Here is a 26,659-nt window from a genome sequence, read left to right as displayed (position 1 = left end):
GGCCAAGGCTACCGCCTGCGCGAAGACCGTCCGTGCCACCTATGGTTCTGCAAATGAAACAGCGTCTCGACGACTTCTTCGAGCTGTCGACGCGGGCGTCCACGCTGACTTCGGAGATTCGCGGCGGCATCGTCACGTTCATCGCGATGGCCTACATCGTCGTGCTGAATCCGATCATCCTGTCGGACGCACAGGACGTGGACGGCAACAGCCTCGAATTCGCTCAGGTGTCCGCTGCGACATCATTGGCGGCAGGCGTCATGACGATCCTGTTCGGCCTCATCGCCCGCCTCCCGTTCGCGTTCGCCGCCGGGCTGGGAATCAACTCGTTCCTCGCCACCACCGTTGTCGGGTCGCTGACCTGGCCCGAGGCGATGGGTCTGGTGGTCATCAACGGCGTCATCATCCTGATACTCGCGGCGACCGGCCTGCGCACGTTGATCTTCGACGCCGTGCCCATGCAGCTCAAGCTCGCGATCACTGCGGGCATCGGCGCTTTCATCCTGTTCATCGGTCTCGTCGACGCCGGCTTCATCGGCTCGACCGGAGTCCCCTCCCCGCCCGTCGGCCTCGGAGCAGGCGGCACCGGCTCGATCAGCACGGTGCCGACGCTGGTCTTCGTGTTCACGCTGCTGGTCACCTGCGTTCTCGTCGTCAGGCAGGTGCGCGGCGCGATCTTCATCGGGCTGGTGGCAGGCACAGTCGTCGCGGTCGCGATCGAGGCCATCTGGCACCTCGGGCCTGCTATCGAGCGGCCCGGCGGATGGAGTCTGTCGGTGCCGTCCCTGTCCGGCTCGCCCTTCGCCGTGCCGGATCTGTCCCTGGTCGGCGCGTTCAGCCTGGACAGCTTCGGCCGCATCGGAGTGCTCGCGGCGGTCATGCTCGTCTTCACGCTGGTGTTCGCGAACTTCTTCGACGCGATGGGGACCTTGACCGGGTTGTCCCGGGAAGTCGACGTCGCCGACGAACGTGGGACGTTTCCGCGGTTGCGCTCGGCGCTGGTCGTCGAGGGCGCGGGCGCGGTCGTCGGCGGCGCGACGTCGTCGTCGTCGAACACCGTCTTTCTGGAATCGGCGGCGGGCATCCAGGAAGGTGCCCGCACCGGCTTGGCGAACATCGTCACGGGGTTGTTGTTCTTCGCCGCGATGTTCGTGACGCCGCTTGCGTCCATCGTGCCGACGGAGGTCGCCGCTGCGGCCCTGGTCGTCGTCGGTGTGATGATGTTCTCGCATCTGCGCGACGTCGACCTGTCGGAGTTCTCCATGGCCGTGCCGGTCGTGCTGACCGTCGCAGTCATGCCGCTGTCCTTCTCGATCGCCAACGGCATCGGAATCGGTTTCATCGCATGGGTCGTCGTGCGCTCAGCTGCAGGAAAGTTCCGCGAGATCAGCCCGCTGCTCTGGATCACCGCGGCGGGGTTCCTGATCTACTTCGGCCGCGACTGGATCGAATCGCTGATCGGTATCTGACGGATGAGCGGCGAAGTACTCACGCACCGGGGCGGTGACGGCAGGCCGATCGTGCTCGTGCACGGCCTCATGGGCCGCGGCTCCACGTGGTCGCGCCAACTGCCATGGCTGACCCGGTACGGGCACGTGTACACCTACGACGCACCGTGGCACCGCGGCAGGGGGGTGGCAGATCCCTATCCGATCAGCACCGAGCGATTCGTCGACGACCTCGGCAGCGCGGTGGCGGCGCTCGGCAGGCCCGCGATCCTGATCGGCCACTCGATGGGCGGCCTGCACTCCTGGTGTCTCGCGGCGGAAAGGTCCGACCTCGTCGACGCACTCGTCATCGAGGACATGGCACCGGATTTCAGGGGCCGCACCACCGGGCCGTGGGAGCCGTGGTTGCACGCGTTGCCCGTCGAATTCGCCTCCGCCGAGGAAATCTACGACGAATTCGGGCCGGTGGCGGGGCAGTACTTCCTCGAGGCTTTCGACCGCACCGAAACCGGGTGGCGGTTGCACGGGCACACCGGGATCTGGATCGACATCGCCGCGCAGTGGGGCATCCGCGACTACTGGGAGCAGTGGCGCAACGTCCGCGTGCCGACTCTTCTCATCGAGGCGGGCAACTCCGTGACGCCGCCGGGACAGATGCGGGCGATGAACAAGACCGGCCACCGGACAACGTATTTGCATGTGTCCGGTGCCGGTCATCTCGTCCACGACGACGCGCCGCAGGCCTATCGCGACGCGGTGGAGTCGTTTCTAGCGACGCTCGCCGGTCGCACCTGAGGCGGGCCAGAACGGCTGCTTCTCGAAACGCGTGCGGATGGCGTCGACGTCGTGTGCGACGCGGAACCCGTCGCGGTCGTCCTCGAACAGTCTGCCCACCATCGGGGCGGACCACCGGAACTGGTGGAACCGGATGCGAAGCGAGTCGGAGCGGTGTGCGGCCCAGCTCAGCGCGATAGCCACCGCAAACGGGGCGATCAGGATCACGAAGATCAGTGCAATAGTCATGGCAGTAATGCTTCTCCGGGCAATATCCGGCCAACAGTGGCAGCAGTGCCAGTGTGCGTTAAGATACTGCCATGGCAATTGAGAAGGTAGCAGCGTTGGTGCTGGATCGCGTTGCGGTTTTCGAGTTCGGCGTGATCTGCGAGGTCTTCGGGATCGACCGCTCCGCCGAAGGTGTGCCGAATTTCGACTTCAAAGTGTGCGGGCCGGAGCCCGGCAAGCCGATCAGGACCTCTGTCGGCGCGTCGCTGACCCCCGACCACGGGTTCGACGCGCTCGTCGGTGCCGACCTCGTCGCCATCCCTGCGATCGGCGGGTCGGAGTATCTGCCTGAGGCGCTTGAGGCGGTCAAGGCCGCATCCGATGCGGGCGCGATCATCCTCACGGTGTGCTCCGGTGCCTTCGTCGCGGGCGAGGCTGGACTGCTCGACGGTCGGCCGTGCACCACCCACTGGATGCACGCCGACGACCTTGCCCGCCGTTTCCCCACGGCGCGAGTGGACCGCAACGTGCTCTTCGTCGACGACGGAAACCTGATCACCAGTGCGGGCACCGCCGCCGGTATCGACGCCTGCCTGCACCTCGTGCGCCGCGAACTCGGCAGCGAGATCACCAACAAGATCGCGCGCCGGATGGTGGTGCCGCCCCAGCGCGACGGCGGCCAACGCCAGTACATCGACCAGCCGATACCGGTCCGATGTTCGGAACGCTTTGCGCCACATCTGGAATGGATTCTCGGCAACCTCGACAAGCCGCACACCGTCGCGACGCTGGCGCGGCGCGCGAACATGTCGGCCCGAACGTTCGCGCGGCGATTCGTCGAAGAGACCGGCACCACGCCGATGCAGTGGGTCACCGACCAGCGCGTGCTCTACGCCAGGCGACTGCTCGAGGAGAGCGATATGGACATCGACCAGATCGCCGACCGGTCCGGCTTCGGCACCGCGACTCTGCTGCGCCACCACTTCCGGCGAATCATCGGCGTGACGCCGTCGGACTACCGACGTAGCTTCGCCTGCGCCTCGGACGCGGAGTGCGCGCAGACCGCCTGACGATCAAGAACTCGCCGCCGGCGACTCACCCTCGCCTGCAAGGGCGAAACGGCCATCCGCCGTCTGCTCGACCAGCCCGTCGACAAGCAGTGAATCCAGGGCGCGGTCGCGCTGCGCCGTGTCGGCCAACCAGGCGACGTCGAGCTCGGCGCGGCCAACGGGAGAGTTGTTGTCACGCAACACATCCAACAAGCGTCCACGCACCTGCCGGTCGGTGCCCGCGTACTTCTGGACCCGCCTGGCCGGTCCGGTGGGCGCCGGGAAGCCGGCCGCCCGCCACGCGCACACACTCAGCGGGCAGATCCCGCAGCGCGGCGAGCGTGCGGTACACACAGTCGCGCCGAGCTCCATGAGGGCCACCGAAAACAGAGGTGCCTCGTCGCCTTTCGGCAACAGCCCATCGACATCGACGAGGTCGCGTGGCGCCGACGCCGCCGCCGCATCGGCCCGCCCGTGGACCGCCCGGGCCACCACGCGGCGCACGTTGGTATCGACGACGGGCACCCGCTGGCGATAGGCGAAACACGCGATCGCACGCGCGGTGTACGTGCCGATTCCCGGGAGCGACAACAGGGTCTCCACGTCCGAAGGCACCTCGTCGCCGTGTTCTTCCGCGATGGCGATCGCGCACTCGTGCAACCGCTTCGCACGTCTCGGGTAGCCGAGCTTGCCCCACGCGCGAAGCACGTCGGCTGCGCTCGCGGCCGCGGTCGCCGACGGGGTCGGCCACCGCACCACCCAATCCCGCCAGATCGGCTCGACCCGGGCCACCGGCGTCTGCTGCAGCATGAACTCGCTGACCAGGATCTGCCACGGTGTGACGCCGGGCCTGCGCCACGGCAGATCGCGTTGCTCGCGCTCGTACCACCGCAGTAGCTCGGTCGCGGCGATCATCTAAACCGCCCTCCTGCACAATGGCGGCCATGCCCAACACGAACCCTGTGACTGCATGGAAGGCACTCAAGGAGGGTAACGAGCGATTCGTCGCCGGAAAGCCCGAGCACCCCAGCCAGAGCATCGAGCACCGGGCGTCACTGGCAGGAGGACAGAAGCCCACCGCGGTGCTCTTCGGGTGCGCGGACAGCCGCGTGGCTGCCGAGATCATCTTCGACCAGGGGCTCGGCGACATGTTCGTGGTCCGAACCGCGGGTCACGTCATCGACTCGGCTGTGCTCGGTTCGATCGAGTACGCCGTCACTGTCTTGAACGTTCCGCTGATCGTCGTGCTGGGTCACGACAGCTGCGGTGCGGTGAAGGCCACGCTGACGGCCATCGATGACGGCGCCGTCCCTGGTGGCTATGTCCGCGACGTGGTGGAACGGGTTACGCCGTCAATCCTGTTGGGCCGCCGTGACGGTCTGAGCAGGGTCGATGAATTCGAGGCGAGACATGTCGCCGAGACGGTGACACAGCTGCGGGCACGGTCGACGGCCATCGCCGAACGCCTCGACGCGGGCACGGTGGCGATCGCGGGTGTCACCTATCACCTGGCAGACGGGCGGGCTGTGTTGCGCGAACACCTGGGCGACATCGGCGAAGGCTAGGCCCGACACGCCGGTCCACCTCGGACGATTGTGGATGACCCGGCCTTACCGTGAATCTGTGTTGGATCTAGAGCCGCATGGCCCGCTTCCCACCCAGATCTACTGGCGCCGCAGAGCCCTTGCGATAGGCATCGCCGTGCTCGTCGTCGGGGTGATCGCCGCAGTGGTGGTCATAGTCGTGATGAACACGGGCGGTGAGGCGAAGAACGCGGACAAGTCGGGACCATCGCCCGCCGCGGCGCCGACCCCGCTTCCCGGGGAGAACCCCCAGGTCAAGTCGCCTGTCGTGCCGCCTCCCGCGGCTGCGCCCGCCCCCACGCCGACCCCGACGGCCGCCGTAACTCCGCCGCCCGTCCTGCAGGAGGGCGACGACTGCCCGGACTCCGCCCTGGCGGTCAAGGGCATCACCAGTCAGCCGGAGTACGTCGTCGGCGATCAGCCGAAATTCACGATGGTGGTCACGAACATCGGCCTGGTGGCCTGCAAGCGAGACGTCGGCGCTGCCGTGCTCGCGGCATACGTCTACGGCCTGGACAACACCCGGCTCTGGTCCAATCTGGACTGCGCGCCGTCGAACGAGACGCTGGTCAAGACCTTCAACCCCGGCGAGCAGGTGACCACCGAGGTGACCTGGACCGGTATGGGTTCGGGTCCGGGATGTCCGCTTCCGCGTCAGCCGATCGGCCCGGGCACCTACAACCTGATCGTCCAGCTGGGCAACCTGCGATCGGCGACCGTGCCGTTCGTCCTTGCCCAACCCGCACCCGAAGCGGAGGCCCCTGCACCGGCAGACGGCGCTCCGGCAGCCGGGCAGGCGCCCGCTCCGGCGGGCTAAGCCAGCCGGTCGGCGATCGTCGACTCGGCGAGCTGCGACAAGCCCTCGCGGATGTGGCGCGCCCACATGGACCCGATGCCCTCGACGTTCTGCAGATCGTTGGCGCTCGCGGCGAGCAGCCCCTGCAGGGATCCGAAGGATCGCACCAGCAGGTCGACGTGCGCAAATTGCAGACGCGGAATGCCCGCCATCGCGCGATAGCCACGTGAGCTCATTGCCGAATCCTGCGCCTCTGCCGTCGACGGATAGCCGAAAACCCTTGCCAGCGTGGTGAAGTCGAGCAGCTCGGTGTCGGAAAGTCCGTCGAGCTCCTCGAGCGTCGCGGTCACCTGCGACGGAGCCGGTGGGTCGGGGTTGGCGTGGTAGTCGCGCACGATCAGCTCACGCGCGGTGTCGTTGTCGCCGACCAATTCCTCGAGTTGGAGCTTCAGCTGGCGCCCGTCGGTGCCGAGTTCGACCACGTCAGCGTCGATTTCAAGGCTGATTCGGCGGACCATCTCCAGCCGCTGCACGACGGTCATCACGTCGCGCAGCGTGACGAAGTCTTCGATCTCGGCGGTCGACAGCTGACGGCTCACCTCGTCGAGGCGTGACTTGTACCGCTCCAATGTGTCGATCGTCTGATTGGCGCGCGACAAGATGGTCGCCGAATCGGGCACCACGTGCCGCTCGCCGGCCACGTAAACGGTCACGATACTCATCGAATGACTAACGGAGACAACGGGATAGCCGGTCTGAACCGCTGCGCGCTCGGCGGACCGGTGTCGGGTTCCCGACTCGTCGGTGGGAATCGACGGGTCGGGGACCAGCTGGACGTTGGCGCGCAATATGCGGGTGCCGTCGCTGGAAAGCACGACGGCGCCGTCCATCTTCGAGAGCTCACGCAGCCGGGTGGGCGCATATGCGACGTCAAGCGAGAAGCCACCGTCGCAGATCGACTCGACGCTGTCGTCGTATCCTAAGACGATCAGCGCACCGGTGCGCCCGCGCAGGATGCGTTCGAGTCCGTCGCGCAAAGCGGTGCCGGGAGCGAGCCGTCCAATTGTCTCCCGCAGGGTCGGGCGGGCCAGTTGCACCACGTTTCGGCGCCTGGTCTTCACGGCCATAGCCCCTCCTCGGAGCGACCGCCTTTCACCGCGATGTCCTTCAGCACCCTCATGGCAGCGGTGATGTTGTCGGCCGCAATCGCCCGTAAGCCTATCGGCACCGATTTCACGCCGGGCGGAATCACCGCACAGGTGAACCCGAGCCTGGCGGCCTCCGTGAGGCGCCGCTCCATGCCGCTGACCCTGCGCAGGTCGCCGGCAAGGCCGACCTCGCCGATCGCGATGGCCGTCGTCGGCAGCGGCAGATCGGCGTAGGCCGAGGCGATCGCCAGCGCAACGGCAAGGTCCGACGACGGATCGGTGAGCCGCATCCCGCCGACCGTGGACAGGTAGATGTCGCACTGCGCGACCCGCAGGTGGGCCCGCTTCTCCAGCACGGCGGTGATCATCGCCGCCCGTGCCGAGTCGATTCCGCTGACGGCGCGCCGCGGCGATGCCGTCGTCGGCTGCGCCAGAAGCGCCTGCACCTCTCCGATCAGGGGGCGTTTGCCGTCGAGTGAAACGGTGACAGCCGTTCCGGACACCGGTGCCGGCCGCTGATCGAGGAAGAGTCCCGAGGCATCGGAGACACATTCGATTCCGTTGTCGTGCAACATGAAACAGCCGACTTCGTCTGCGGCGCCGAACCGGTTCTTGACGCCGCGGACCATGCGAAGCGTCGATGTCTTGTCGCCCTCGAAATGCAGCACGACGTCGACGAGGTGTTCCAGCGACCGCGGACCTGCGATCGCGCCGTCCTTGGTCACATGGCCCACCAGGATGATTGCCACCCCGGTGGCCTTCGCGGTCATTGTCAACGCCGTCGTCACCGCACGCACCTGAGTGACACCGCCTGTCACCCCTTCGGCCTCCGTCGTCGACATGGTCTGCACCGAGTCGACGATCACCAGCGTCGGCTTCACCTCGTCGATGTGGCCGAGCGCCGTCTGCAGATCGGATTCCGCGGCGAGAAAGACCTCGTCATGCGCGCAGTCCATGCGTTCGGCCCGCATCCGGATCTGGCCTGCTGACTCCTCGCCCGACAGATAGAGCGCACGGCGCCCGGCCTCCGCCCAGCGATGAGCGACCTCGAGCAGCAGCGTCGACTTGCCGACGCCGGGATCGCCGGCGAGCAGCGTCACCGAGCCGGGCACGATGCCACCGCCGAGCACCCGGTCGAGCTCACTGACGCCGGTGTGGTGATGTCTGGTGACGCCGGGATCGATGGAGCTGATCGGCACCGCGGGCGTCGAAGGCGCGACCGCGCGACGGACCGGGGAGCCGTTGACGGCGGCCAACACGGCTACCTCGTCGACGGTGCCCCATGTGCCGCAGTCCGAGCAGCGCCCGACCCATTTCGCGGTGACGTGGTGGCACTCCGAACAGCGGTACTGCGAACGCGCCTTTGCCACGGTGTGACGGTATCTCCCGTCACCGACAGATCCCTACTGGTGACCGCCCGTGTCGCCGCCTCCGTGAGAGCCTTCGCCCTTCTCGTCGCGGCGCGGCGACTCACCCGCGGAGATCGGCACCGGCACCGTCGTCTGGCCTGCCTTCTCGAAATTGAACGTGAAGTCATAAGTCAAGCCGTTGGTGATCGGCTTGCTGATGTTCACCATGGCCTTGGCCGCGTCGGATCTCTCGGCCTGCTCGAGAGCGGCGATCTGGCCGTCGGGCTCGCCGACCACCAGGACGTCCATCGCGGGAAGCGTCGTGTCGCCGGTCAGCGCCACGGTGCCGAAGTCAGAGGTGATCGAGGTCAACTTGTCGGCGGTGTCCGGTGAATCGTTGGACGCGACGAACAGCAACTCGACCTCGCCGCCCGGTTGGACGTAGTCGCCTTTCTGCGGCGCTCGGAGGTGGACGTTGCGGAGCGTCACGTCGCCGACCGTTGCTGCGGTGCCGTTGACCGCGGCGTCCTGGGCCGCGGTCTGGGAGACCTGCCCCGCGCTGCAGCCAGACAGGGTGGCAGCGGCGGCAAGCCCGCACGCGGCCAGCGCCACGGTGACGGCAGAACTGCGCGATTTGAAGCGGTTCACCCAGATGCCTCCTGCTCGGCCGACCTGTTCGACTATGCACAGTAGTAGGTGGCGGTTGACGGCGGTAGCTGAGGTGTTGCAGGTCATCGGCTCGGGTTTGCGAGAAACCATCCACAGGCACGTGAGAGGGGCCGCGCGGTGGTCGCTGAGGCGTCGCCGCCTTGCACGGTTTCGTCGCCCTGTCAACCCCTAGTCTTCACCTGCGGTGCCCCTGACCTGCACCGTTGTGCGGCACCTGTCCGAGCGCCGTGTTAGCATGGAGTATCGAAAGGGGCTCGAAACAGATGAATTTTCAGGTCGGAGACACCGTTGTCTATCCACACCACGGTGCCGCATTGATCGAGGCGATCGAAACCCGGACCATCAAAGGCGAGCAAAAGGAATATCTCGTCTTGAAGGTCGCCCAGGGAGATCTCACGGTCCGAGTCCCCGCCCAGAACGCTGAGTATGTCGGTGTGCGCGACGTGGTCGGGCAGGAGGGCCTCGACAAGGTCTTCCAGGTGCTCCGCGCCCCCCACACCGAAGAGCCGACGAACTGGTCACGTCGCTACAAGGCCAACCTCGAGAAGCTGGCTTCCGGCGACGTGAACAAGGTTGCCGAGGTCGTTCGCGACCTGTGGCGTCGCGATCAGGAGCGTGGCCTGTCGGCAGGCGAGAAGCGCATGCTGGCCAAGGCCCGGCAGATCCTGGTCGGCGAACTCGCACTCGCCGAGAACACCGACGACGCCAAGGCCGAGATCATTCTCGACGAGGTTCTGGCCGCCGCGTCCTGACGCATGAGCACGGTTGCCGTCGTCCCCGCCGCCGGGTTGGGGGAGCGGTTAGCTGCCGGCGCGCCGAAGGCATTCGTCAATCTGGGCGGTCGCCCGATGTTGGAGCATGCCCTCGAGGGCCTGCGTAACTCCGGCGTCGTCGACAGCGTCGTCGTCGCCGTGCCGCCCAAACGTACCGATCAGGCCAAACTGGTCTTCGGCGGTGATGCCGTCATCGTCGCGGGCGGAGCGGATCGCACGGAGTCCGTCAGGCTGGCTCTGGCCGCCGTCGGAGATGCGGAGTTCGTCCTCGTCCACGACGCCGCCAGGGCCCTCACCCCGCCCGCGCTGATCGCGCGAGTCGTGGCTGCCCTGAAGTCGGGTCATCCGGCTGTTGTGCCTGCGCTGCCGGTCAGCGACACCATCAAGGCGGTCGACGCCAATGGCGTCGTGCTCGGCACGCCTGAGCGATCCGGCCTGCGCGCCGTGCAGACCCCACAGGGCTTTCAAACCGAGCTGCTGCGGCGGGCCTACGAGCGGGCGGCCGCAGGCGGCTTCACCGACGATGCCGCGGCCGTCGAGGCCACCGGCGCGCCGGTTCAGGTGGTCGCCGGCGACCCCCTGGCGTTCAAGATCACCACGCCGAACGACCTTCTGCTCGCCGAGGCGCTCCTTCGGACGACCACGTGAGCACGCCGAGGGTCGGTGTCGGCACCGATGTGCACCCGATCGAAGCGGGAAGGCCGTGCTGGCTGCTCGGCTTGCTCTTCGAGGGCGCCGACGGCTGCGCGGGGCACTCCGACGGCGACGTGGCGGCCCACGCGCTGTGCGACGCCCTGCTCAGCGCGGCAGGACTCGGCGACATCGGCGGCGTGTTCGGCACCGACGATCCGCGCTGGGCCGGCGTCAGCGGCGCAGACATGCTGCGCCATGTGCACGCACTGGTGCGCGCCGAGGGCTACCGCGTGGGTAACGCCGCCGTCCAGGTGATCGGAAACAGGCCGAAGGTGGGGCCGCGACGGGTCGAGGCGCAGCAGGTGCTCTCGGATCTCGTGGACGCTCCGGTGTCGGTCTCGGCGACGACGACGGACGGCCTTGGGCTGACGGGACGCGGTGAGGGATTGGCCGCCATCGCCACCGCTTTGGTGGTCGACGCCGAATAGGCCGGTAAGCTGGCCCGTCGTGACCGATCTGCGGCTGTACGACACGATGGCGGGCGCTGTCCGTGAATTCGTGCCGGTGCGCGACGGCCACGCGTCCATCTACCTCTGTGGCGCCACTGTCCAGGGGCTGCCGCACATCGGCCACGTCCGCAGCGGGGTGGCGTTCGACGTGCTGCGCCGCTGGCTGACGGCCAAGGGCTACGACGTCGCGTTCATCCGCAACGTCACCGACATCGACGACAAGATCCTCAACAAGGCCGCCGACGCGGGCAGGCCGTGGTGGGAGTGGGCCGCCACCTTCGAGCGGGCGTTTGCGGCCGCCTACGACGCGCTGGGGGTACTGCCGCCGTCGGCTGAGCCGCGCGCGACGGGCCACATCACGCAGATCATCGAGCTGATCGAGCGGTTGATCGACGGCGAGCACGCCTACGCCGCAGGCGGCGACGTGTATTTCGACGTGCTGAGCCTGGCCGGGTACGGCAAGTTGTCCGGCCACAAGATCGACGATGTGCACCAGGGTGAGGGCACCGCCACCGGCAAGCGCGACCAACGCGACTTCACCCTGTGGAAGGGCGAGAAGCCGGGCGAGCCGTCCTGGCCGACTCCGTGGGGCCGCGGCAGACCCGGCTGGCACACCGAATGCGTCGCGATGTGCGAGGCATACCTTGGCCCAGAGTTCGACATCCACGCGGGCGGAATGGATCTGATCTTCCCGCATCACGAAAACGAGATCGCGCAGGCCGAGGCGGCCGGTGACCGGTTCGCACGCTTGTGGTTGCACAACGGCTGGGTCACCATGGGCGGCGAGAAGATGAGCAAGTCGCTGGGCAACGTACTCGCCATTCCCGCTGTGCTGCAACGGGTCCGGCCCGCCGAGTTGCGCTACTACCTGGGCAGCGCGCATTACCGGTCGATGCTGGAGTTCTCCGAGACCGCGCTGCAGGACGCGGCGAAGGCCTACACCGGCATCGAAGACTTCCTGCATCGCGTCCGCAACCGCGTCGGCGCCGTCGAATCCGGCGAGTGGACACCGGCGTTCGCGGCCGCGCTCGACGACGACCTCTCGGTGCCGATCGCGCTTGCGGAGGTGCACGCTGCACGCGCCGAAGGCAACCGGGCGCTCGAGGCAGGGGACCACGAGACGGCGATGGCTCGCGCGGGCTCGATCCGCGCCATGATGGACATCCTCGGCTGCGATCCGCTCAACGAGCGCTGGGAGTCACGCGACGAGACGTCCGCCGCGCTGGCGGCCGTCGACGTGCTGGTACACGCCGAGATTCAACGACGTCAGGATGCCCGTGAACGCCGAGACTGGGCGGAGGCCGACGCGATCAGGGATCGGCTCAAGAAGGCAGGCGTCGAAGTCACCGACACCGCCGACGGACCGCAGTGGACGCTGCTGAACGGGAACTGAGAAGTCGATGGCCGGGAACTCACAACGCCGGGGCGCGATACGCAAGGCCGGCACCAAGAAGGGCCCGAAGGTCGGGTCTGGCGGCGTCCGTCGGCGCGGCCTCGAGGGCAGGGGGGCGACCCCGCCGGCCCATTTGCGACCCAACCATCCCGCCGCGAAGCGCGCGAAGAAAGCCGCACAACAGCAGCGCAGCCAGCCCAGGCGCACCGACGACACCGAGGTGGTGCTCGGCCGCAATCCGGTACTGGAATGCCTCCGCGCCGGTGTGCCCGCCACGGCGCTCTACGTGGCGTTGGGTGCGGACGCCGACGAACGCCTGACCGAATCGGTAAGGCGCGCAGCCGATGCAGGCATCTCGATCCTCGAAGTGCCGCGCAGCGATCTCGACCGCATCAGCAGCAACGGGCTGCACCAAGGGATCGGGCTACAGGTCCCGCCGTATCAGTACATGCACCCCGACGACCTGCTCGCCGCCGCGCTGTCTGACAGTGCGCCTGCGTTGCTGGTCGCGCTGGACAACATCTCCGACCCGCGCAATCTCGGCGCGATCGTGCGCTCGGTCGCGGGGTTCGGCGGCCACGGGGTGCTAATTCCGCAGCGACGTTCGGCGTCGGTCACCGCCGTCGCATGGCGCACCAGCGCGGGCGCCGCCGCCAGGCTGCCCGTCGCAAGGGCGACGAATCTCAATCGCACACTGAACAGTTGGCACGACGCCGGGCTCCAGGTGGTCGGCCTAGACGCCGACAGCGACACCACGCTCGACGACCTGGACGGCACCGACCCGACCGTTCTGGTCGTCGGCTCGGAGGGCAAGGGCCTGTCACGATTGGTGCGCGAGAACTGCGATGCGGTGGTGTCGATCCCGATGGCAGGGCCGACGGAGTCGCTCAACGCATCGGTGGCCGCAGGCGTGGTGCTCGCCGAGATCGCACGCCAGCGACGGGGCTAGACCACCTGAGTCAAGCTGGTGAGCTTCGGCCCGGAGCATCCGCCGCATCTTGCCGCCACAGCGGGTGATCCGCGCTGCGACGGCGATCCGTGATGCGGTGCAGGCGTTGGGCATCCAGGTGCGCGCGGGTGCACACCGGCGAGTGCGAGGTGCGCGGTGACGACATCGGCGGGATCGGCGTGTACATCGGTGCGCGGGTGAGCGCGCTGGCCGGACCGAACGAGGTCCTGGTGTCGAGCACGCTGCGTGATCTGATGATCGGGTCGGGGCTGGAGTTCGACCAGCGCGGCGCCCGCGAACTCAAAGGCGTGCCCGGTCGGGCTATTCCAGGTGATGGTGCCGTCGGCGAGCTGTCGGTCCCGCCACCGATGTGAGGCTCTAAACCGCGTTGCGGCTCAACGTATCTCTGTTCATCTGCGGCCGGTGGCCTCGGTGAGGCGGGTCATCCCGCGAAGAATCCACGGTGTGCGCCTGGCCATCGCCGCCATGGCGCGGTCCGAGCGGCGCATCACGGCCCGAGGGCCGGGGGTCGGCGTTGATACCAGGTCCGCCTCGGCCGATCCCGCCCGCGGGCCTTCGCGATCGACCGCCAGGAGTTGCCAGGTGCCGGGTACCCCGCGCAGCTCGACGCTGCCGCGGTCCTCGAACCCGGTGCCCGACCCGACGACCAGGTCACGCACGGTGCGCGAGACGAGGATTTCCCCGGGGCCGGCCTGGCCGCAGATCCGCGCCGCGATGTGTACGGCGATCCCGCCGATGTGGTTGTCGCGCAGTTCGCACTCGCCGGTGTGGATACCTATGCGGATCTTGATGCCCAGGGCCTCGACGTCAGCGCGCAAGGCCTCGGCGCAGCGGATCGCCTGCGTTGGGCCGTCGAACGTGATCAGGTGGCCGTCACCCGTGCTCTCCACCACCGTGCCGCCGAATCGTTGCGTGAGCTCCGCGGTGATCTCATCGAACCGGTCCAACACCGCGCGCCACCGCTCGTCGCCGGTCGCCGTCGCGTGTTGCGTCGAGGCGACCATGTCGGTGAACAACACGGTACGCAGAGCGCGACGTGACAGAGATGGCGCGGCATGGCTGCCGGTCAGTAACTCCTCAATCTCGGTCGCGATCCTGTCCGGCTCGGTGAACCACGGCGCATGGTCCGCGCCATCGAGCTCAACCATGCGCGCGCCGGGAATGTGGTCGCCGAGGTACCGGCCCGACTGCACCGGAATGGCGGGATCGTCGCGGGCATGGAGGACGAGTGTCGGCACAGTGATCGTCGGCAGGATCGGCCTGACATCGATCCGGTATCCCGCTTCGAGCGTCGCCCGCGCCATACCCGGGCTGGCGCACATGCGCTCCAACATTCCGAGCAGGCGGGTCGAGCGGGCACCAGAAATGACTGACTTGAGTGCCTCGCCGCTGCCCCATGACGAGAAGACGGCGCGGCACCAACCCTGCCAGCGGGCGAGCCACTCCGTCGACGGCGTGTAGTCCTCACCCAGCTCGCGTACGAGGCGCGCCCGCAGCTCGGCCGGGTCGCGCTCGAGGTCATCCCAGCCGTCTGCGAAGGAGTACGACGTCGTACCGGTGAGGATCAACGCCCGCGTTCGTTCCGGTCGCGTTGCGGCGAAGAGGATGGCAGCCGGGCCGCCCTCGCTGACACCAAGAAGGGCGGCCTTCCCGAAGCCCACGGCATCCATGACAGCCTCGATCTCGGCCGCTCGTTCGTCGAGCGTGCGAATTCTTGGGACGGGGTCCGACAGCCCCACCCCGGCCTTGTCGAACAAGAGGACGCGAGCGAACGTGCCCAGCTTCTCCATAAGGGACCCGAATTCGGGCATAGTCCAATACAGCTCGACGTGGCTGGTGAACGACCCAGCCCAAACCAGCTCGACAGGCCCGTCGCCGAACACCTGATACGCCAGGCTGATATCGCCGCAGGGTGCGTACGACGTTTCCGGCACAGCATGAGCGTACTGCGGCCGGGCGCTAGCCCTACCGTATCCAGTGCATCGCGTCTGGGCGTACCTCGATGCCGGCCCATAGCCCAAGTACCGCCGCGACCAGCGTGACCGGTGTGGTGATCAGACCGATGCGGCTGAAATCGCGGAAGCCTGCGGGGATGTCGCGGCGAACGACGCTGCGCCACAGCAGATTGGCCAGCGAGCCGACGTAGGTCAGATTGGGCCCGATGTTGACGCCCAGCAGCATCGCCAGCACGGCGGCCGGTCCGGATGCCGCGACCAACGGCAGCAGCACGAGCGTCGCGGGCAGATTGTTGACGACATTGGACAGGACCGCAGCGACGGCGGCGATTGCGAGCAGCGCGAGGAGCGAGTCGCCGTCGGGCAGCACACCGCGCATCGCAGACTCGAGGCCGTGCAGCATCAACCCGTGGACGACCACGCCGAGGCACAGCACGAACACCAGGAACGGCACGTCGGCCGCCGATGCGATGCGGGCCACCGACGTTTCCCGTCGGGCCAATGCACGCACGCCGAGCACGACGACGCCTGCGAGCGCGGCCCACGCCGGTGAGAGGCCGAGCAGTGAGGTGGCGGCGAACCCGATCAGGGTCAGCCCGAGCACCACCAGCACGAAGACAGGAACCTGCACCGGATCGGTGGCCGGCTCAGGGTCAGGCTCGACAGCGAGGTCTCGCACGAAAAGCCAACGCAGCAAAACGAATTCGATAGCGATAGCTGCCAGCCAGGAAGGCGCCATCACCGCAGTGAAATCGACGAACGACAGACCGGCGGCGCTGAACGCCAGCAGATTGGTGAGGTTGGACACCGGCAGAAGCAGCGACGCGGTGTTGGCCAGGTGTGCGGTGGCGTAGGCGTGCGGCGCGGCAGGAACGCGCAGCGCGCGCGCCGTCGCGAGCACCACGGGCGTCAGCAGCACGACGGTCGCGTCGAGGCTCAGGACAGCCGTCGTCACCGCACCGATGACGAACACCCGCACCAGCAGGCGTGTGCCGTGCCCGTTGGCCGCCCTGGCCATCGCCGCTCCTGCGGCCCGGAAGAGTCCCTCGTCGTCGCACAACTGCGCCAGCACCAGTACGGCGGCCAGGAACAGGACAACCGGAAGCAGCTGCCCGACTTCATTCGCCGCCTCCTGCAACGGCACGACGCCGAACGCGATCAGCAACCCGGCTGCAGGCAACGCTGCGATGGCCTCCGGCCATCCGCGTGGCTTGACCATCGCGAACACCAGCACGATGGCCAGTGCGACGAGCGCGAGCGTCAGCTCCACGGGTCAGCGCGCTGCCACAGCGTTGGCAGGTGCAGCGGAATGCCGTCGTGCTCGGCGAGCGCGGCCAGCACCCGCATCGACACGTCGAGGTCGTCGGCGGCATAGGGCAGCGCGCGCAGCGGCTTGGTGAGCGGCCGGAAGAAGTCGTCCCAATGGATCAGCACGATGCGGCGTGCGTCAACGGCTCGCACCGTCTCGTTCCAGTAATCGATCAGATACCGCTCGGGCTGCACACCAAGCTGGCCGATGCCGAGATAGACCACCTCGGCGCGGTATCCGTTGAGTGCTCCGCGGACAAAGCCTGCGCTCCCGACGATCAACAGCCGACGGTCCGACGGCCGGTGATGCACCAGCGTCGACCAGGCTTCACCGCACTTGTACGCTGACGCTCTCACCGGCGGCCGCACGGGCGTGTCGATCGCACCCGGGAAGCGGTCGGGCGGACAGTGTTCCGCCTTCAGCAACGTCACCTCGTAGGCCCCGATTGCGACGGGATGGCCCGGCGTCGCGACGATGACGCGGTCGTCTGGAAGGCCGCCGCCGATGCCCACCTGTGCCGCCGACTCACCGCCGACGATCCGCGCCCCCGTGCGCTCGGCCACGACGGCCGAGTCCATCGCGTGGTCGAAATGGGTGTGCACCGGCAGCACGGCCTCGAGCCGGTCGACCCCCAACCGTTCGAGGCAGCCGTCGATCCGCGGGGCCGACGGGGCGATCTCTCGCAAGCCAACCGCGGCAAGGCCGGGCCGGGAGAAGAAGCCGTCTGTCATCAGCGCCGAAGAGCCGTCGTCGACGAGCAGTGTGGTGACGCCCGCCCAGGTCACGGTCAACGGGGCGTCGGCTGAGGCCTCCGGCGTATCGAAATACCGTTCGTAGTCGTTCAGATCCGGTCGGCCCGGCTTGAGGCGCATCAGACGAACGCCGCCAGCTCGACCCCGTCGCCGACGAGACGGTTCCGCACGGCGGTGGCGATCTGAACCGCTCCCGGCGAATCACCGTGTACGCAAACGGATTCGACCGTGATCGGAATGGTCGACCCGTCGACCGCGACGACCCGCCCCGACTGCACCATCGATGACACGCGGTCGGCGATCTCGGCGGGATCGTGCAGGACGGCGTTACGCTCGCGCCGGGACACCAACTGCCCGTCGGGTCGGTACGACCGGTCGGCGAACGCTTCGGGCACGGTGCGCAGGCCGAGCCGCTCCGCTTCGGCGAAGAACACCGATCCGGCCAGTCCCAACACCGGTAACTCCGGGTCGACCGCGTGTACGGCTTCGGCGACGGCGCGGGCCTGGTCGTGGTTGTTGACGATCGTGTTGTACAGCGCCCCGTGGGGTTTCACGTAGGTGACCGACGAACCGGCGACGTGCGCGAGCGCCTGCAGCGCGCCGATCTGGTAGATCACGTCGGCGATCAGGTCGCCGGACGCGATGTCGATGAACCTCCTGCCGAACCCGGCCAGATCGCGGTAGCCGACCTGCGCGCCGATCCGCACACCGTTGCGCGCAGCCTCCTCGCAGCTGTGGCGCAGGGTGGCCGGGTCGCCGGCGTGGAATCCGCATGCGACGTTGGCGCTGGTGACAAGGCCGAGCATGGCGTCATCGTCGCCGAGCTGCCATGTCCCGAAGCTTTCCCCAAGGTCAGCGTTGAGGTCGACGGAGACCATGGCATCAGCCTAGTGGCACGCTGAAGACGTGAATCGACGACGGCGCGACGAGGTGTTGATCACCGCACCGGAACTGAGCGCGGTGCTGTCCGCAGGCAAGCAGCTCACGATCCTCGACGTGCGATGGCAGTTGTCCGAACCCGACGGACGCGACGCCTACGAACGCGGGCACATTCCCGGCGCGGCCTACGTCTCCCTCGAGGACGAGCTCAGCGACCAGTCGGTCGTTGGCCGCGGGCGTCATCCGCTTCCGTCGGGCCGAGCGCTCGAAGGGGCCGGTCGTCGGTGGGGTCTCCGCGCAGGCGTACCCGTGGTCGTCTACGACGACTGGAACCGGGCTGGGTCGGCCCGCGCGTGGTGGGTGCTGTCGGCGGCAGGCATCACCGACGTCCGCATACTTGACGGCGGCCTCGCCGCGTGGTCGGGGCCGCTCGAAACAGGTTCCGTCACTCCGGATCCGGGCGACGTGACTGTCTCGTACCCGGACCTGTACGCAGGCGCGCTGCCCACGCTCTCTGCCGAACAGGCGATAGCAGTCGAAACGCTGCTGGATGCGCGCGCACCCGAGCGGTTCCGCGGCGACGTCGAACCGATCGACCCTGTCGCCGGACACATTCCGGGGGCTCGCAACGTGCCAAGCACCGGGCTGCTTGCCGATGACGGAACGTTTCTGACCGAGGGCGAACTCGCCAAGCGGCTCGAGTTCTCCGGCGACGTCGGTGCCTACTGCGGTTCCGGCGTGACCGCATCGGTCGTCGTCGTCGCACTGGCGTCGCTAGGTGTCGACGCAGCGCTGTATCCCGGGTCGTGGTCCGAATGGTCCTCTGACGGGGCGCGTCCCGTCGAGACGGGTTAGTACGACTTGGCGATCGCGGCGCGTCTACCGACCAGCCAGCAGAGCACGAAGATCGTGAACGAGATCGTCGTGACGAACACCGACACCGGCACCCCAGGCGCCAGCGATGCCACGATGCCGCCGACAGCGGATATCTCGGCGAAGACCACGGAGGCGGCAATCGTGGCCACTGGGGAGACGAACACCCGCGCCGCTGCGGCAGCAGGCGTGATCAGAAGCGACATCACCAATAGCGCTCCGACGATCTGCACGCCCTGCGCGGCGACCACACCCACCAGGGCGGCGAACACGATGCCCATCGCACGGACCGGCACGCCCCTCGCCGCTGCGACGTCCGGATCGACGGTGGAGAACAGCAGCGGTCGGTAACACACGGCCAGCACCACGGTCACGACGACGGTAACCACCGCGAGCAGTGCGAGCCCCGTGTAGCCGACGCCGACGATCTGCCCGGTCAGCAAGGCGAAGCTGGTGCCGGTTCGGCCCGGGTAGAGATGAATGAACAGCACCGCGAGGCCGAGCCCGAACGCGAGCACCACCCCGATCGCGGAGTCACGCTCCCGGGCGCGCTGGCCGAGAATGCCGAAGAGAATCGCGGCCAGCGCACTTCCGACCAACGCGCCGATACCGACGTTCAGACCGGTCAGCAGCGCGAAAGCCGCTCCGGTCAAAGATAGTTCGCTCGAACCGTGCACCGCGAACGACATCTGGCGCATCACGATGAACGGCCCGATCAACCCCGCCACCAGAGCCAGCAGCGCGGCGGCGATCAACGCCTGCTGGACGAAGTCGCGGCCGAGCAGGTCGGCGGTCACGTCGAAGGCGAACAGGTGCGCGAGGAGATCGGCGAGCCGGTCATTCATGGGTGTGCCCGCTCGTGTGACCGGAATGGTCGATGTGCTCACCGACCACGACGTAGCGGCCGTGCACCTTCACCACCTGGATGTCGGCGCGGTAGAGCTCCGAGAGGGTGTCGGACGTCATCACGTCGTCGACGGTGCCGATCCGAAACCGTCCGTCGACCAGGTACAGCACCCGATCCACAAAGGGCAGAACAGGATTCACCTCATGGGTGACGAACAGCACCGAGGTGTCGGCGTCCCGCCTACGTTGGTCGATGAGCGCGGAGACCAGCCGCGCGTTGGCCGGGTCGAGGTTCAGCAGCGGCTCGTCGCACAGCAGCAGCACGGGGTCGCTCGCGAGCGCCTGGGCGATGCGCACCCGCTGCAGCTCGCCGCCCGACATCACGCCGACGGGTACGGCCGCCAGGCGGTCGGCGTTGACCTGGCGCAGCGCGGTTTGCACCGCCGTGCGCCGCCGCGACCGCTCGGCGGGCCGCAGGCTCGTCACGCCCCAGCGGTGACCGTCGAGCCCGAGTCCGACGAGATCGCTGCCGCGCAGCGTCATACCGGGATCGACGGCTCGATGCTGTGGCACGTAGCCGATGAGATCGCTGCCTTCGGTGACCGGCCTGCCGGCGACCGTGACGGTGCCCGAGGACAGCGGCAACTGGCCGAGCAGCACCTTCAGCAGTGAGGTCTTGCCGGTGCCGTTCGGGCCGAGCACCGCGATGAACTCACCCGCCCGAACCGCGAGATCCAACTTGTCCCAGAGCACCCGATCGCCGAAGGCGAGGCGAGCACCCGACAGGTCGACGACATCGGCAGCAGCCACCGTGCCACTATCGATTCGTCTGTGGCGCTTTGTCGAATTGCCGCGCGAGTTCGTCGACGGTGTCGCGCTGCCACGTCAGGTAGTCGGCACCCTCGGGCAGGGTTTCGGTGACAGACACCACCGGCAGGCCTGCGCGCCGCGCCGCGTCCCGGATCTGCCCGGTCGCCGCGGTCTCGGTCTGCGGGTTGAAGAGCAGCACCGACACCTGGCGGGTGCCGATCAGGTCGAGCATCGCGGCGACGTCGGCGGGCGACGGGTCGTCACCCTCCTCCACGGCGCTGGCGAAGCCCGGCGGCGTGCGGTCGGCGATGCCGGCGTTGCGCAGCAGGTAGTACGCGACCGGTTCGGTCGCGACAACGGACCCCGACGGGTGCGCCGTGCCGATTGCCCGTGCCGAGGCGGCGATCTCATTCGCCTTGTTGCCGAATGTAGCTGCATTGTAACGGTATTCGTCGGCGTGCGCCGAGTCGATCTCGCCGAGTCGCTTCGCGACCTCCTCGGCGACGGCCTTGGCCACCCCGACGTCGTAGAAGACGTGTTCGTTGGCCGGTTCCTCGGCGCCGCGTAGGGAGTACGCGTCGACGGCTTCTTTCTCGGGGTCGCCTGCCAGCACGTCGTCCACCCAGTGGTCGTAGCCGCCGCCGTTGTAGACCACAAGCGACGCGTCGCTGATCGTCGCGACATCGCCGGGGGTGGCCTCGAACGAGTGCGGGTCGGCGTTGGCGCCGGTCTCGATCGACTTGACCGACGCGTGCCGGCCGGCGACCGCACTGGCCACGCTGCCCCACACGTCCGTCGTCGCGACGATGGAAAACGCACCGTGTTCGGGACCGGACTGCGAGTCGGAGCAGGCGGCGATGGCAAGCGCCGCCGCCGTCAGCCCGACTGCCAGCTTGATCGCCGCCTTGCGCACCGAACTCCTCCTAATACAAATGAAAACCGTTTCCAATAACTCTAACCCACGCGGCTGCGCTGCGCGAATGTCGATGTCGGCTACCGTCACAGCATGTCCAGAACCCCGACGCCGAGGCGGCGGGCGACCCTGGCCTCCTTGGCAGCCGAGCTCAAGGTCTCGCGCACCACGATCTCCAACGCCTACAACCGGCCTGACCAGCTCTCCGCCGATCTTCGTGAGCGGGTACTCGCGACTGCCAAACGCCTCGGCTACGCGGGCCCCGACCCGGTGGCCCGCTCGCTGCGCACCCGCAAGGCCGGTGCGGTGGGGCTGGTCATGACGGAGCCACTGAATTACTCGTTTCGAGATCCCGCGGCGCTGGACTTCGTCGCGGGCCTCGCCGAGTCGTGCGAGGAAGTGGGGCAGGGGCTGCTGCTGGTCGCCGTGGGGCCGACGCGCAGCGTCAGCGACGGGTCGGCCGCGGTGCTCGCGGCCGGGGTCGACGGCTTCGTGGTGTACTCGACGTCCGACGACGACCCGTACCTACAGGTGGTGTTGCAGCGGCACCTTCCCGTCGTGGTGGTGGACCAGCCGAAGGATGTGCCGGGAATGTCGCGCGTCTGCATCGACGATCGGGCCGGCATGGCTGAGCTTGCGAAGTACGTGATCGAGCTGGGGCACCGCGAGATCGGCCTGCTGACGATGCGGCTGGGCCGGGAGCGCCCACCGGGTGACGGCAGGCCGGTGGTCGCGAACCCGGATCGGTTGCAGACCCCGCACTTTCACGTACAGCGGGAGCGGATCCACGGCGTGTACGACGCCATGATGGACGCCGGCCTGGATCCCGGATCACTGACCGTGGTGGAAAGCTATGAGCATCAACCGACTTCGGGCGGCGTCGCGGCCGACGTGGCGCTCGAGACGAACCCGCGTCTTACCGCGCTGATCTGCACCGCGGATGTGCTGGCGCTCTCGGCGACCGACCATCTGCGGGCGCGCGGGATCTACGTGCCCGGTCAGATGACGGTGACGGGCTTCGACGGGGTGCCCGACGCACTGGCCCGTGGGCTGACAACGGTGAAGCAGCCGAGTCTCGAGAAGGGGCTGCGGGCAGGCAAACTGCTCCACAACCCGCCGCGGTCGGGCCTGCCGGTCATCGACGTGCTCGACACCGAGCTGATCCGCGGCCGTACCTCGGGCCCGCCGGTCTAGGGCTGTAACGGGCACTCGTCTCTCAGGCAAGCGCCCTGCTGCGCGCTCCGAGCAGATGCTCGAGCGCCAGCGCAACATCTTCGGGCGCATCGACCCGGTATCCGGCCAGCGTGTCCCCCTGGCCCACCTTCACCCCGATGTCCCCGTCGCGCAGTCGTCGAAACGCCTTCTCGTCGGTGACGTCGTCGCCGAGGAACACCACCGCAGAGGCGTCGTGCTGGTCGCGCAGAATGTCGACGGCCTCGCCCTTGTCCGTAGAGATGACGGCGAACTCCAGCACAGCTTTGCCCTCGGTGAGTTGAGCGTCCCACGACTGGGCAGCCGTCCGCGCATCGCTCAACGCGGCTTCGCCGTCCTCGGGACGTGCATTGCGCACGTGCAGGGCAACGCTCGCGGGCTTGGTCTCGACCGTCACGCCGGGACGATCGTCAGCGATTGCGTTGAGTTCCTTAGTGATTCGGATCAGCAGCGATTCGTCCACCTCATGCGTGAATCCGGTGTCGAACTCCGCGCCGTGGCTGCCGACGAGATGCACGGACTCGGGCATCGACGACAGATCACGCAGAACGCTCAGCGCGCGACCGGAGATCAGCGCCGCGTACGTCGACTCCGCTTGTGACAGCGCGACGAGCGCGTCGGCGGCGGCCGGGAGTGGGCGGGCGTCGGAGGGATTGCTGACTATCGGGGCCAGTGTGCCGTCGAAGTCACACGCAATAAGCAGTCGCGGGACCGCGGCGACGACGTCGAGCGCGCGCTGCAGTTCGACCGGGAGCACGCATCAGATCTTAGGGTGCTCGCCATCGCCGATGAGCAACCGGACGGCAAGGTCGAGCCGCTTGCTGACGTCGGTGGCCGATGCCCGCCGCGTCAGCCAGGCCAGCAGGTTCGACAGCCAGACATCGGAGATGACCCTTGCGATGTGGTACTGGTCCTCGGTGGGCTCACCCTCGCTCATGGCGCGCGCGAACATCGAGTCCATCAGCTTGCCGACGTGGTCGACCTCGCCCGCCGCGGACGCGTCGGCGAAGACGAACGCCCGGGTCATCGCCTCGGTCAGCAGCGGGTTGCGCTGCATGGCCCGGTTGAGCTTGCCGACCATCAGGTTCAGCCGCTGATAGGGCGTGCCGCCGGCCAGCGCCGCACGGTCGGTCTTGGCGTCGATGCGTTCGAACTCGCGGCCGAGTGCCGACACCAGGAGGTGGACCTTGGACGGGAAGTAGCGGTACAGGGTGCCGACGGCGACGTCGGCGCGTTCGGCGACGGCACGCATCTGGACGGCTTCGTAGCCGCCCTTGGACGCGATGGCCAGGGTGGCGTCCAGGATGCGCTTACGACGCTCACGCTGCGCCTCGGAGCCGAGTTCGGATTCGGCGAGGACGGACACCGGCATCACGTGTGGGGGCCGGGTCTCAGACCCGGCCGGCGGGTTGGTCTGTGCTGGCACGGACATTCCAGACATCGGTGCGGAACGCTCCTTCATCATGCGTTGTCGTTGGAAAACGATACGCATGCCGATCCATGTTTGCTCACCTCAGCGCCTGTTCTGCACTGATGTGTCCTGCTGCAATGACGTTCGACTTGACGTCCGATCGCTGGCACTATTAGAACACGTTCTAGTGAGAAGCACGCCCTTCTCGCACGATGGCATAGGAGTCCCGAAATGTCGCAGGCGTCAGCGACCGGCACCGACGAGCAGTTCGCCGCGCGTGAACTGGTCCGTAGCTGGGCGGCGGGAGCCAAGGCCGTCGAGGCGGCCCGCAGAATCGAGAACGGTGAGGCCGACGCTTGGCGCGCGCCGTACGCCGGTCTCGCTCAATTGGGCATCTTCGGCGTGGCCCTGCCCGAGGAGTGCGGCGGTGCCGGCGGCACCGTCGACGATCTGTGCGCGATGGTCGACGAGGCCGCCGCCGCGATGGTGCCGGGGCCGATCGCCACTACCGCAATAGCCACGCTCGTCATCCCGGGTTCGCGGGCCGAGCTGCTCGACGCACTCGCATCGGGCGAGCGCACGGCGGGCCTTGCGTTGACAGCCGACGTGAAACTCGACGGCGGCACGGCCTCCGGCACTGCCGATTGCGTGCTGGGCGGCGACTCCGAAGGCGTGCTGCTGTTGCCCGCGGGCGACGAATTCGTGCTCGTCGACGCCGCAGCCGGCGGCGTCACCGTCGAACCGCTGACGCCCACCGACTTCTCCCGCCCGTTGGCTCGCGTCGTGCTGGACGGTGCTGTGGCCGAGGTGCTTCCCGCAGGCAGGCAGCGCGTCGAGGACATCGTCGCAACCGTGCACGCCGCCGAGGCCGCAGGCGTGGCGCGGTGGACACTGCAAACCGCTACCGAGTACGCGAAGGTGCGCGAGCAGTTCGGCAAGCCGATCGGCAGTTTCCAGGCGGTCAAGCACATGTGCGCCGAGATGCTCCTGCGCTCCGAACAGGTCGCGGTAGCCGCGGGCGACGCCGCCCGCGCGGCCAACGGCGACGACGACGCTCAGCTGTCGATCGCGGCTTCCGTCGCGGCGGCCGCCGGCATCGAGATGGCGAAGGCGAACGCGAAGGACTGCATTCAGGTGCTCGGTGGTATCGGCATCACCTGGGAGCACGATGCACACCTGTATCTGCGTCGCGCATATGGCATCTCACAGTTCCTCGGCGGCCCGTCGCGCTGGTTGCGCCGCGTCGCGACGCTGACGCAGCGGGGTGTCCGCCGCGAGCTGCACATCGACTTGGCATCCGTTGAACACCTGCAACCCGAGATCGCCGCGGCGGTCGCCGATGTCGCTGCCCAGCCCGTCGAGAAGCGCCAGATCGCACTCGCCGAGGCGGGTCTGCAGGCACCGCACTGGCCGAAGCCCTATGGGCGGGACGCCTCGCCGGCCGAACAGTTGCTCATCGACCGCGAGTTGGCCGACGCGGGCGTCGAGCGCCCCGATCTCGTGATCGGGTGGTGGGCGGCGCCGACGATCATCGAACACGGCAGCAAGGAACAGATCGAGCGGTTCGTCCCGCCCACCCTGAGCGGTGAACTGTTCTGGTGCCAGCTGTTCAGCGAACCGGGCGCAGGCTCGGACCTCGCGTCGTTGCGGATGAAAGCCGTACGCGCCGAGGGGGGTTGGAAGCTCACCGGGCAGAAGGTGTGGACGTCGCGCGCCGACAGGGCGCAGTGGGGTGTCTGCCTGGCGCGTACCGACCCCGACGCCCCCAAGCACAAGGGCATCACGTATTTCCTCGTCGACATGTCGACGCCCGGCATCGACATCCGCCCGCTGCGGGAGATCACCGGCGACGACCTGTTCAACGAGGTGTTCTTCGACGACGTCTTCGTGCCCGACGAGATGGTGGTCGGTCAGGTCAACGACGGGTGGCGGCTGGCCCGCACCACGCTGGCCAACGAGCGAGTCGCGATGGCTCACGGCACCGCGCTCGGCAACCCGATGGAAGAGGTGCTGCGCACCGTCGCCGAGCGCGACCTCGATCCCGCTGTGCAGGACGGCCTCGGCAGGTTGATCATCGCGGCCCAGGTCGGTTCGCTGCTCGACCAGCGCATCGCGGAACTGGCGGTCGGCGGGGCCGACCCCGGGCCGCAGGCCAGCGCCCGCAAGCTGATCGGCGTGCGATATCGGCAGGCCCTCTCGGAATTCCGGATGGACCTCTCCGAGGGCGCGGGTCTTGTCCAGAACAAGCCCGTGCTCGACTTCCTCAACGTGCGTTGCCTGACGATCGCGGGCGGCACGGAGCAGATTCTGCTCACGATGGCAGGCGAACGCCTACTCGGTCTGCCTCGCTGACGCGACACGCGGCTACCTGGGCTGA

General features: G+C 68.0%; 27 protein-coding genes and 1 pseudogene. 14 read left to right on the top strand and 14 right to left on the bottom strand.

Features of this window, described 5'->3' with window-relative positions; all coding sequences use genetic code 11:
• The first annotated feature begins 53 nt into the window (after nucleotides 1-53).
• The gene (locus tag C6A82_RS24080) at nucleotides 54-1,469 is read left to right on the top strand and encodes an NCS2 family permease (protein ID WP_105341775.1); all 1,416 of its coding nucleotides are present in this window, start codon (nucleotides 54-56) and stop codon (nucleotides 1,467-1,469) included.
• A 3-nt stretch (nucleotides 1,470-1,472) separates the two neighbouring features.
• Complete coding sequence (locus C6A82_RS24075) at nucleotides 1,473-2,243, top strand: alpha/beta fold hydrolase (RefSeq protein ID WP_105341767.1); 771 nt, start codon at nucleotides 1,473-1,475, stop codon at nucleotides 2,241-2,243.
• Here C6A82_RS24075 and C6A82_RS24070 read toward each other — a convergent pair.
• Nucleotides 2,217-2,471, bottom strand: a complete 255-nt coding sequence (locus tag C6A82_RS24070; RefSeq protein ID WP_105341765.1) for a hypothetical protein — start codon at nucleotides 2,469-2,471, stop codon at nucleotides 2,217-2,219. The two genes, C6A82_RS24075 and C6A82_RS24070, sit on opposite strands and share 27 nt — an antisense overlap.
• Before the next feature lie 71 nt (nucleotides 2,472-2,542).
• Here C6A82_RS24070 and C6A82_RS24065 point away from each other — a divergent pair, with 71 nt between their 5' ends.
• Nucleotides 2,543-3,520, top strand: coding sequence for a helix-turn-helix domain-containing protein (locus tag C6A82_RS24065; protein WP_311101517.1), 978 nt, complete (start codon nucleotides 2,543-2,545; stop codon nucleotides 3,518-3,520).
• A gap of 3 nt (nucleotides 3,521-3,523) precedes the next feature.
• Here the strand turns inward: C6A82_RS24065 and C6A82_RS24060 are convergent, their stop codons facing one another.
• Nucleotides 3,524-4,414: an A/G-specific adenine glycosylase gene (locus tag C6A82_RS24060; RefSeq protein ID WP_105342752.1), complete on the bottom strand. Its 891-nt coding sequence runs from the start codon at nucleotides 4,412-4,414 to the stop codon at nucleotides 3,524-3,526.
• Between the two features lie 29 nt (nucleotides 4,415-4,443).
• Between C6A82_RS24060 and C6A82_RS24055 the strand changes: the two genes are divergently transcribed.
• A complete protein-coding gene (locus tag C6A82_RS24055) occupies nucleotides 4,444-5,064 on the top strand; it encodes a carbonic anhydrase (RefSeq protein WP_105342756.1) in 621 nt (206 codons plus the stop codon).
• 58 nt (nucleotides 5,065-5,122) lie between these two features.
• Nucleotides 5,123-5,899, top strand: coding sequence for a hypothetical protein (locus tag C6A82_RS24050; protein ID WP_199193633.1), 777 nt, complete (start codon nucleotides 5,123-5,125; stop codon nucleotides 5,897-5,899).
• Here the strand turns inward: C6A82_RS24050 and disA are convergent.
• Genes disA through C6A82_RS24035 form a run of 3 tightly spaced genes read right to left on the bottom strand, consistent with a single transcriptional unit; the run spans nucleotide 5,896 to nucleotide 9,023 of the window.
• Entirely contained in the window at nucleotides 5,896-7,005 is a 1,110-nt protein-coding gene (gene disA / locus C6A82_RS24045; RefSeq protein WP_105342750.1) for a DNA integrity scanning diadenylate cyclase DisA, read from the bottom strand. The two genes, C6A82_RS24050 and disA, sit on opposite strands and share 4 nt — an antisense overlap.
• Nucleotides 6,996-8,396 (bottom strand): DNA repair protein RadA, encoded by a 1,401-nt coding sequence (gene radA, locus C6A82_RS24040; RefSeq protein ID WP_105342749.1) that lies wholly within the window; start codon nucleotides 8,394-8,396, stop codon nucleotides 6,996-6,998. The genes disA and radA overlap by 10 nt, the downstream gene beginning before the upstream one ends.
• 33 nt (nucleotides 8,397-8,429) lie before the next feature.
• Nucleotides 8,430-9,023, bottom strand: coding sequence for a hypothetical protein (locus tag C6A82_RS24035; protein WP_105342747.1), 594 nt, complete (start codon nucleotides 9,021-9,023; stop codon nucleotides 8,430-8,432).
• A 284-nt stretch (nucleotides 9,024-9,307) separates the two neighbouring features.
• On the opposite strand from C6A82_RS24035, the gene carD reads away from it, so the two are divergent.
• The 6 genes and pseudogenes from carD to C6A82_RS24005 all read left to right on the top strand — a co-directional run.
• Nucleotides 9,308-9,796 (top strand): RNA polymerase-binding transcription factor CarD, encoded by a 489-nt coding sequence (gene carD / locus C6A82_RS24030; RefSeq protein WP_105342745.1) that lies wholly within the window; start codon nucleotides 9,308-9,310, stop codon nucleotides 9,794-9,796.
• Between the two features lie 3 nt (nucleotides 9,797-9,799).
• Nucleotides 9,800-10,465, top strand: coding sequence for a 2-C-methyl-D-erythritol 4-phosphate cytidylyltransferase (gene ispD, locus C6A82_RS24025; RefSeq protein ID WP_105342744.1), 666 nt, complete (start codon nucleotides 9,800-9,802; stop codon nucleotides 10,463-10,465).
• Entirely contained in the window at nucleotides 10,462-10,938 is a 477-nt protein-coding gene (gene ispF / locus C6A82_RS24020; protein WP_105342742.1) for a 2-C-methyl-D-erythritol 2,4-cyclodiphosphate synthase, read from the top strand. Before ispD ends, ispF begins: the two co-directional genes overlap by 4 nt.
• Nucleotides 10,939-10,957: 19 nt before the next feature.
• Nucleotides 10,958-12,352: a cysteine--tRNA ligase gene (gene cysS / locus C6A82_RS24015; RefSeq protein ID WP_105342740.1), complete on the top strand. Its 1,395-nt coding sequence runs from the start codon at nucleotides 10,958-10,960 to the stop codon at nucleotides 12,350-12,352.
• 7 nt (nucleotides 12,353-12,359) lie between these two features.
• The gene (gene rlmB, locus C6A82_RS24010) at nucleotides 12,360-13,301 is read left to right on the top strand and encodes a 23S rRNA (guanosine(2251)-2'-O)-methyltransferase RlmB (RefSeq protein ID WP_311101516.1); all 942 of its coding nucleotides are present in this window, start codon (nucleotides 12,360-12,362) and stop codon (nucleotides 13,299-13,301) included.
• A 55-nt stretch (nucleotides 13,302-13,356) separates the two neighbouring features.
• Nucleotides 13,357-13,675, top strand: a pseudogene (locus C6A82_RS24005) (hypothetical protein); the annotation flags it as partial.
• A 36-nt stretch (nucleotides 13,676-13,711) separates the two neighbouring features.
• Here C6A82_RS24005 and C6A82_RS24000 read toward each other — a convergent pair.
• From C6A82_RS24000 to C6A82_RS23985, 4 genes are read right to left on the bottom strand one after another with little or no spacing between them, the layout of a single operon-like run.
• On the bottom strand, nucleotides 13,712-15,256 hold the full coding sequence (locus tag C6A82_RS24000; RefSeq protein ID WP_311101514.1) for an adenylate/guanylate cyclase domain-containing protein: 1,545 nt from the start codon (nucleotides 15,254-15,256) through the stop codon (nucleotides 13,712-13,714).
• A 31-nt stretch (nucleotides 15,257-15,287) separates the two neighbouring features.
• Nucleotides 15,288-16,547: an SLC13 family permease gene (locus C6A82_RS23995; RefSeq protein WP_105341892.1), complete on the bottom strand. Its 1,260-nt coding sequence runs from the start codon at nucleotides 16,545-16,547 to the stop codon at nucleotides 15,288-15,290.
• The gene (locus C6A82_RS23990) at nucleotides 16,538-17,458 is read right to left on the bottom strand and encodes an MBL fold metallo-hydrolase (protein ID WP_105341890.1); all 921 of its coding nucleotides are present in this window, start codon (nucleotides 17,456-17,458) and stop codon (nucleotides 16,538-16,540) included. The genes C6A82_RS23995 and C6A82_RS23990 overlap by 10 nt, the downstream gene beginning before the upstream one ends.
• Complete coding sequence (locus tag C6A82_RS23985; protein ID WP_105341888.1) at nucleotides 17,458-18,216, bottom strand: LamB/YcsF family protein; 759 nt, start codon at nucleotides 18,214-18,216, stop codon at nucleotides 17,458-17,460. Before C6A82_RS23985 ends, C6A82_RS23990 begins: the two co-directional genes overlap by 1 nt.
• Nucleotides 18,217-18,244: 28 nt before the next feature.
• Between C6A82_RS23985 and C6A82_RS23980 the strand changes: the two genes are divergently transcribed.
• Nucleotides 18,245-19,072: a sulfurtransferase gene (locus C6A82_RS23980; RefSeq protein ID WP_233216732.1), complete on the top strand. Its 828-nt coding sequence runs from the start codon at nucleotides 18,245-18,247 to the stop codon at nucleotides 19,070-19,072.
• On the opposite strand, the gene C6A82_RS23975 is transcribed toward C6A82_RS23980, so the two are convergent.
• The 3 genes from C6A82_RS23975 to C6A82_RS23965 are packed head-to-tail and all read right to left on the bottom strand — an operon-like array spanning nucleotide 19,069 to nucleotide 21,659.
• Nucleotides 19,069-19,935 carry a metal ABC transporter permease gene (locus C6A82_RS23975; protein WP_311101925.1) on the bottom strand — a complete coding sequence of 289 codons (867 nt, stop codon included), beginning with the start codon at nucleotides 19,933-19,935 and terminating at the stop codon, nucleotides 19,069-19,071. The genes C6A82_RS23980 and C6A82_RS23975 overlap by 4 nt on opposite strands.
• Nucleotides 19,928-20,746 (bottom strand): metal ABC transporter ATP-binding protein, encoded by an 819-nt coding sequence (locus tag C6A82_RS23970; protein WP_233216780.1) that lies wholly within the window; start codon nucleotides 20,744-20,746, stop codon nucleotides 19,928-19,930. Before C6A82_RS23970 ends, C6A82_RS23975 begins: the two co-directional genes overlap by 8 nt.
• Before the next feature lie 7 nt (nucleotides 20,747-20,753).
• Nucleotides 20,754-21,659, bottom strand: coding sequence for a metal ABC transporter solute-binding protein, Zn/Mn family (locus C6A82_RS23965; RefSeq protein ID WP_396836621.1), 906 nt, complete (start codon nucleotides 21,657-21,659; stop codon nucleotides 20,754-20,756).
• 93 nt (nucleotides 21,660-21,752) lie between these two features.
• Between C6A82_RS23965 and C6A82_RS23960 the strand changes: the two genes are divergently transcribed.
• Complete coding sequence (locus C6A82_RS23960; protein WP_105342572.1) at nucleotides 21,753-22,853, top strand: LacI family DNA-binding transcriptional regulator; 1,101 nt, start codon at nucleotides 21,753-21,755, stop codon at nucleotides 22,851-22,853.
• A gap of 22 nt (nucleotides 22,854-22,875) precedes the next feature.
• On the opposite strand, the gene otsB is transcribed toward C6A82_RS23960, so the two are convergent.
• Together otsB and kstR are read right to left on the bottom strand one after the other, a co-directional pair.
• Nucleotides 22,876-23,628: a trehalose-phosphatase gene (gene otsB, locus C6A82_RS23955; RefSeq protein ID WP_105342574.1), complete on the bottom strand. Its 753-nt coding sequence runs from the start codon at nucleotides 23,626-23,628 to the stop codon at nucleotides 22,876-22,878.
• Nucleotides 23,629-23,631: 3 nt separating this feature from the next.
• Complete coding sequence (kstR, locus tag C6A82_RS23950; protein ID WP_199193627.1) at nucleotides 23,632-24,237, bottom strand: cholesterol catabolism transcriptional regulator KstR; 606 nt, start codon at nucleotides 24,235-24,237, stop codon at nucleotides 23,632-23,634.
• A gap of 276 nt (nucleotides 24,238-24,513) precedes the next feature.
• Here kstR and C6A82_RS23945 point away from each other — a divergent pair, with 276 nt between their 5' ends.
• Nucleotides 24,514-26,634, top strand: coding sequence for an acyl-CoA dehydrogenase (locus C6A82_RS23945; protein WP_105342576.1), 2,121 nt, complete (start codon nucleotides 24,514-24,516; stop codon nucleotides 26,632-26,634).
• Nucleotides 26,635-26,659 lie beyond the last annotated feature (25 nt).

Origin of the sequence: Mycobacterium sp. ITM-2016-00318 (assembly GCF_002968285.2) — a bacterium.
GTDB lineage: Bacteria > Actinomycetota > Actinomycetes > Mycobacteriales > Mycobacteriaceae > Mycobacterium.
The sequence above is the reverse complement of the archived record's forward strand: the minus strand, read 5'-3'. Positions and strand labels throughout refer to the sequence as shown.

Excerpts from the sequence above, each read along its gene's own strand:
- C6A82_RS24080 (WP_105341775.1), top strand. The coding sequence starts at position 54 with ATGAAACAGCGTCTCGACGACTTCTTCGAGCTGTCGACGCGGGCGTCC.
- disA (WP_105342750.1), bottom strand. The coding sequence starts at position 7,005 with ATGGCCGTGAAGACCAGGCGCCGAAACGTGGTGCAACTGGCCCGCCCG.
- rlmB (WP_311101516.1), top strand. The coding sequence starts at position 12,360 with ATGGCCGGGAACTCACAACGCCGGGGCGCGATACGCAAGGCCGGCACC.
- C6A82_RS23975 (WP_311101925.1), bottom strand. The coding sequence starts at position 19,935 with ATGAATGACCGGCTCGCCGATCTCCTCGCGCACCTGTTCGCCTTCGAC.
- C6A82_RS23960 (WP_105342572.1), top strand. The coding sequence starts at position 21,753 with ATGTCCAGAACCCCGACGCCGAGGCGGCGGGCGACCCTGGCCTCCTTG.
- C6A82_RS24065 (WP_311101517.1), top strand. The coding sequence starts at position 2,543 with ATGGCAATTGAGAAGGTAGCAGCGTTGGTGCTGGATCGCGTTGCGGTT.
- C6A82_RS23945 (WP_105342576.1), top strand. The coding sequence starts at position 24,514 with ATGTCGCAGGCGTCAGCGACCGGCACCGACGAGCAGTTCGCCGCGCGT.
- C6A82_RS23985 (WP_105341888.1), bottom strand. The coding sequence starts at position 18,216 with ATGGTCTCCGTCGACCTCAACGCTGACCTTGGGGAAAGCTTCGGGACA.
- C6A82_RS24060 (WP_105342752.1), bottom strand. The coding sequence starts at position 4,414 with ATGATCGCCGCGACCGAGCTACTGCGGTGGTACGAGCGCGAGCAACGC.
- ispD (WP_105342744.1), top strand. The coding sequence starts at position 9,800 with ATGAGCACGGTTGCCGTCGTCCCCGCCGCCGGGTTGGGGGAGCGGTTA.
- carD (WP_105342745.1), top strand. The coding sequence starts at position 9,308 with ATGAATTTTCAGGTCGGAGACACCGTTGTCTATCCACACCACGGTGCC.
- C6A82_RS23990 (WP_105341890.1), bottom strand. The coding sequence starts at position 17,458 with ATGCGCCTCAAGCCGGGCCGACCGGATCTGAACGACTACGAACGGTAT.
- C6A82_RS24055 (WP_105342756.1), top strand. The coding sequence starts at position 4,444 with ATGCCCAACACGAACCCTGTGACTGCATGGAAGGCACTCAAGGAGGGT.
- C6A82_RS24070 (WP_105341765.1), bottom strand. The coding sequence starts at position 2,471 with ATGACTATTGCACTGATCTTCGTGATCCTGATCGCCCCGTTTGCGGTG.
- C6A82_RS24075 (WP_105341767.1), top strand. The coding sequence starts at position 1,473 with ATGAGCGGCGAAGTACTCACGCACCGGGGCGGTGACGGCAGGCCGATC.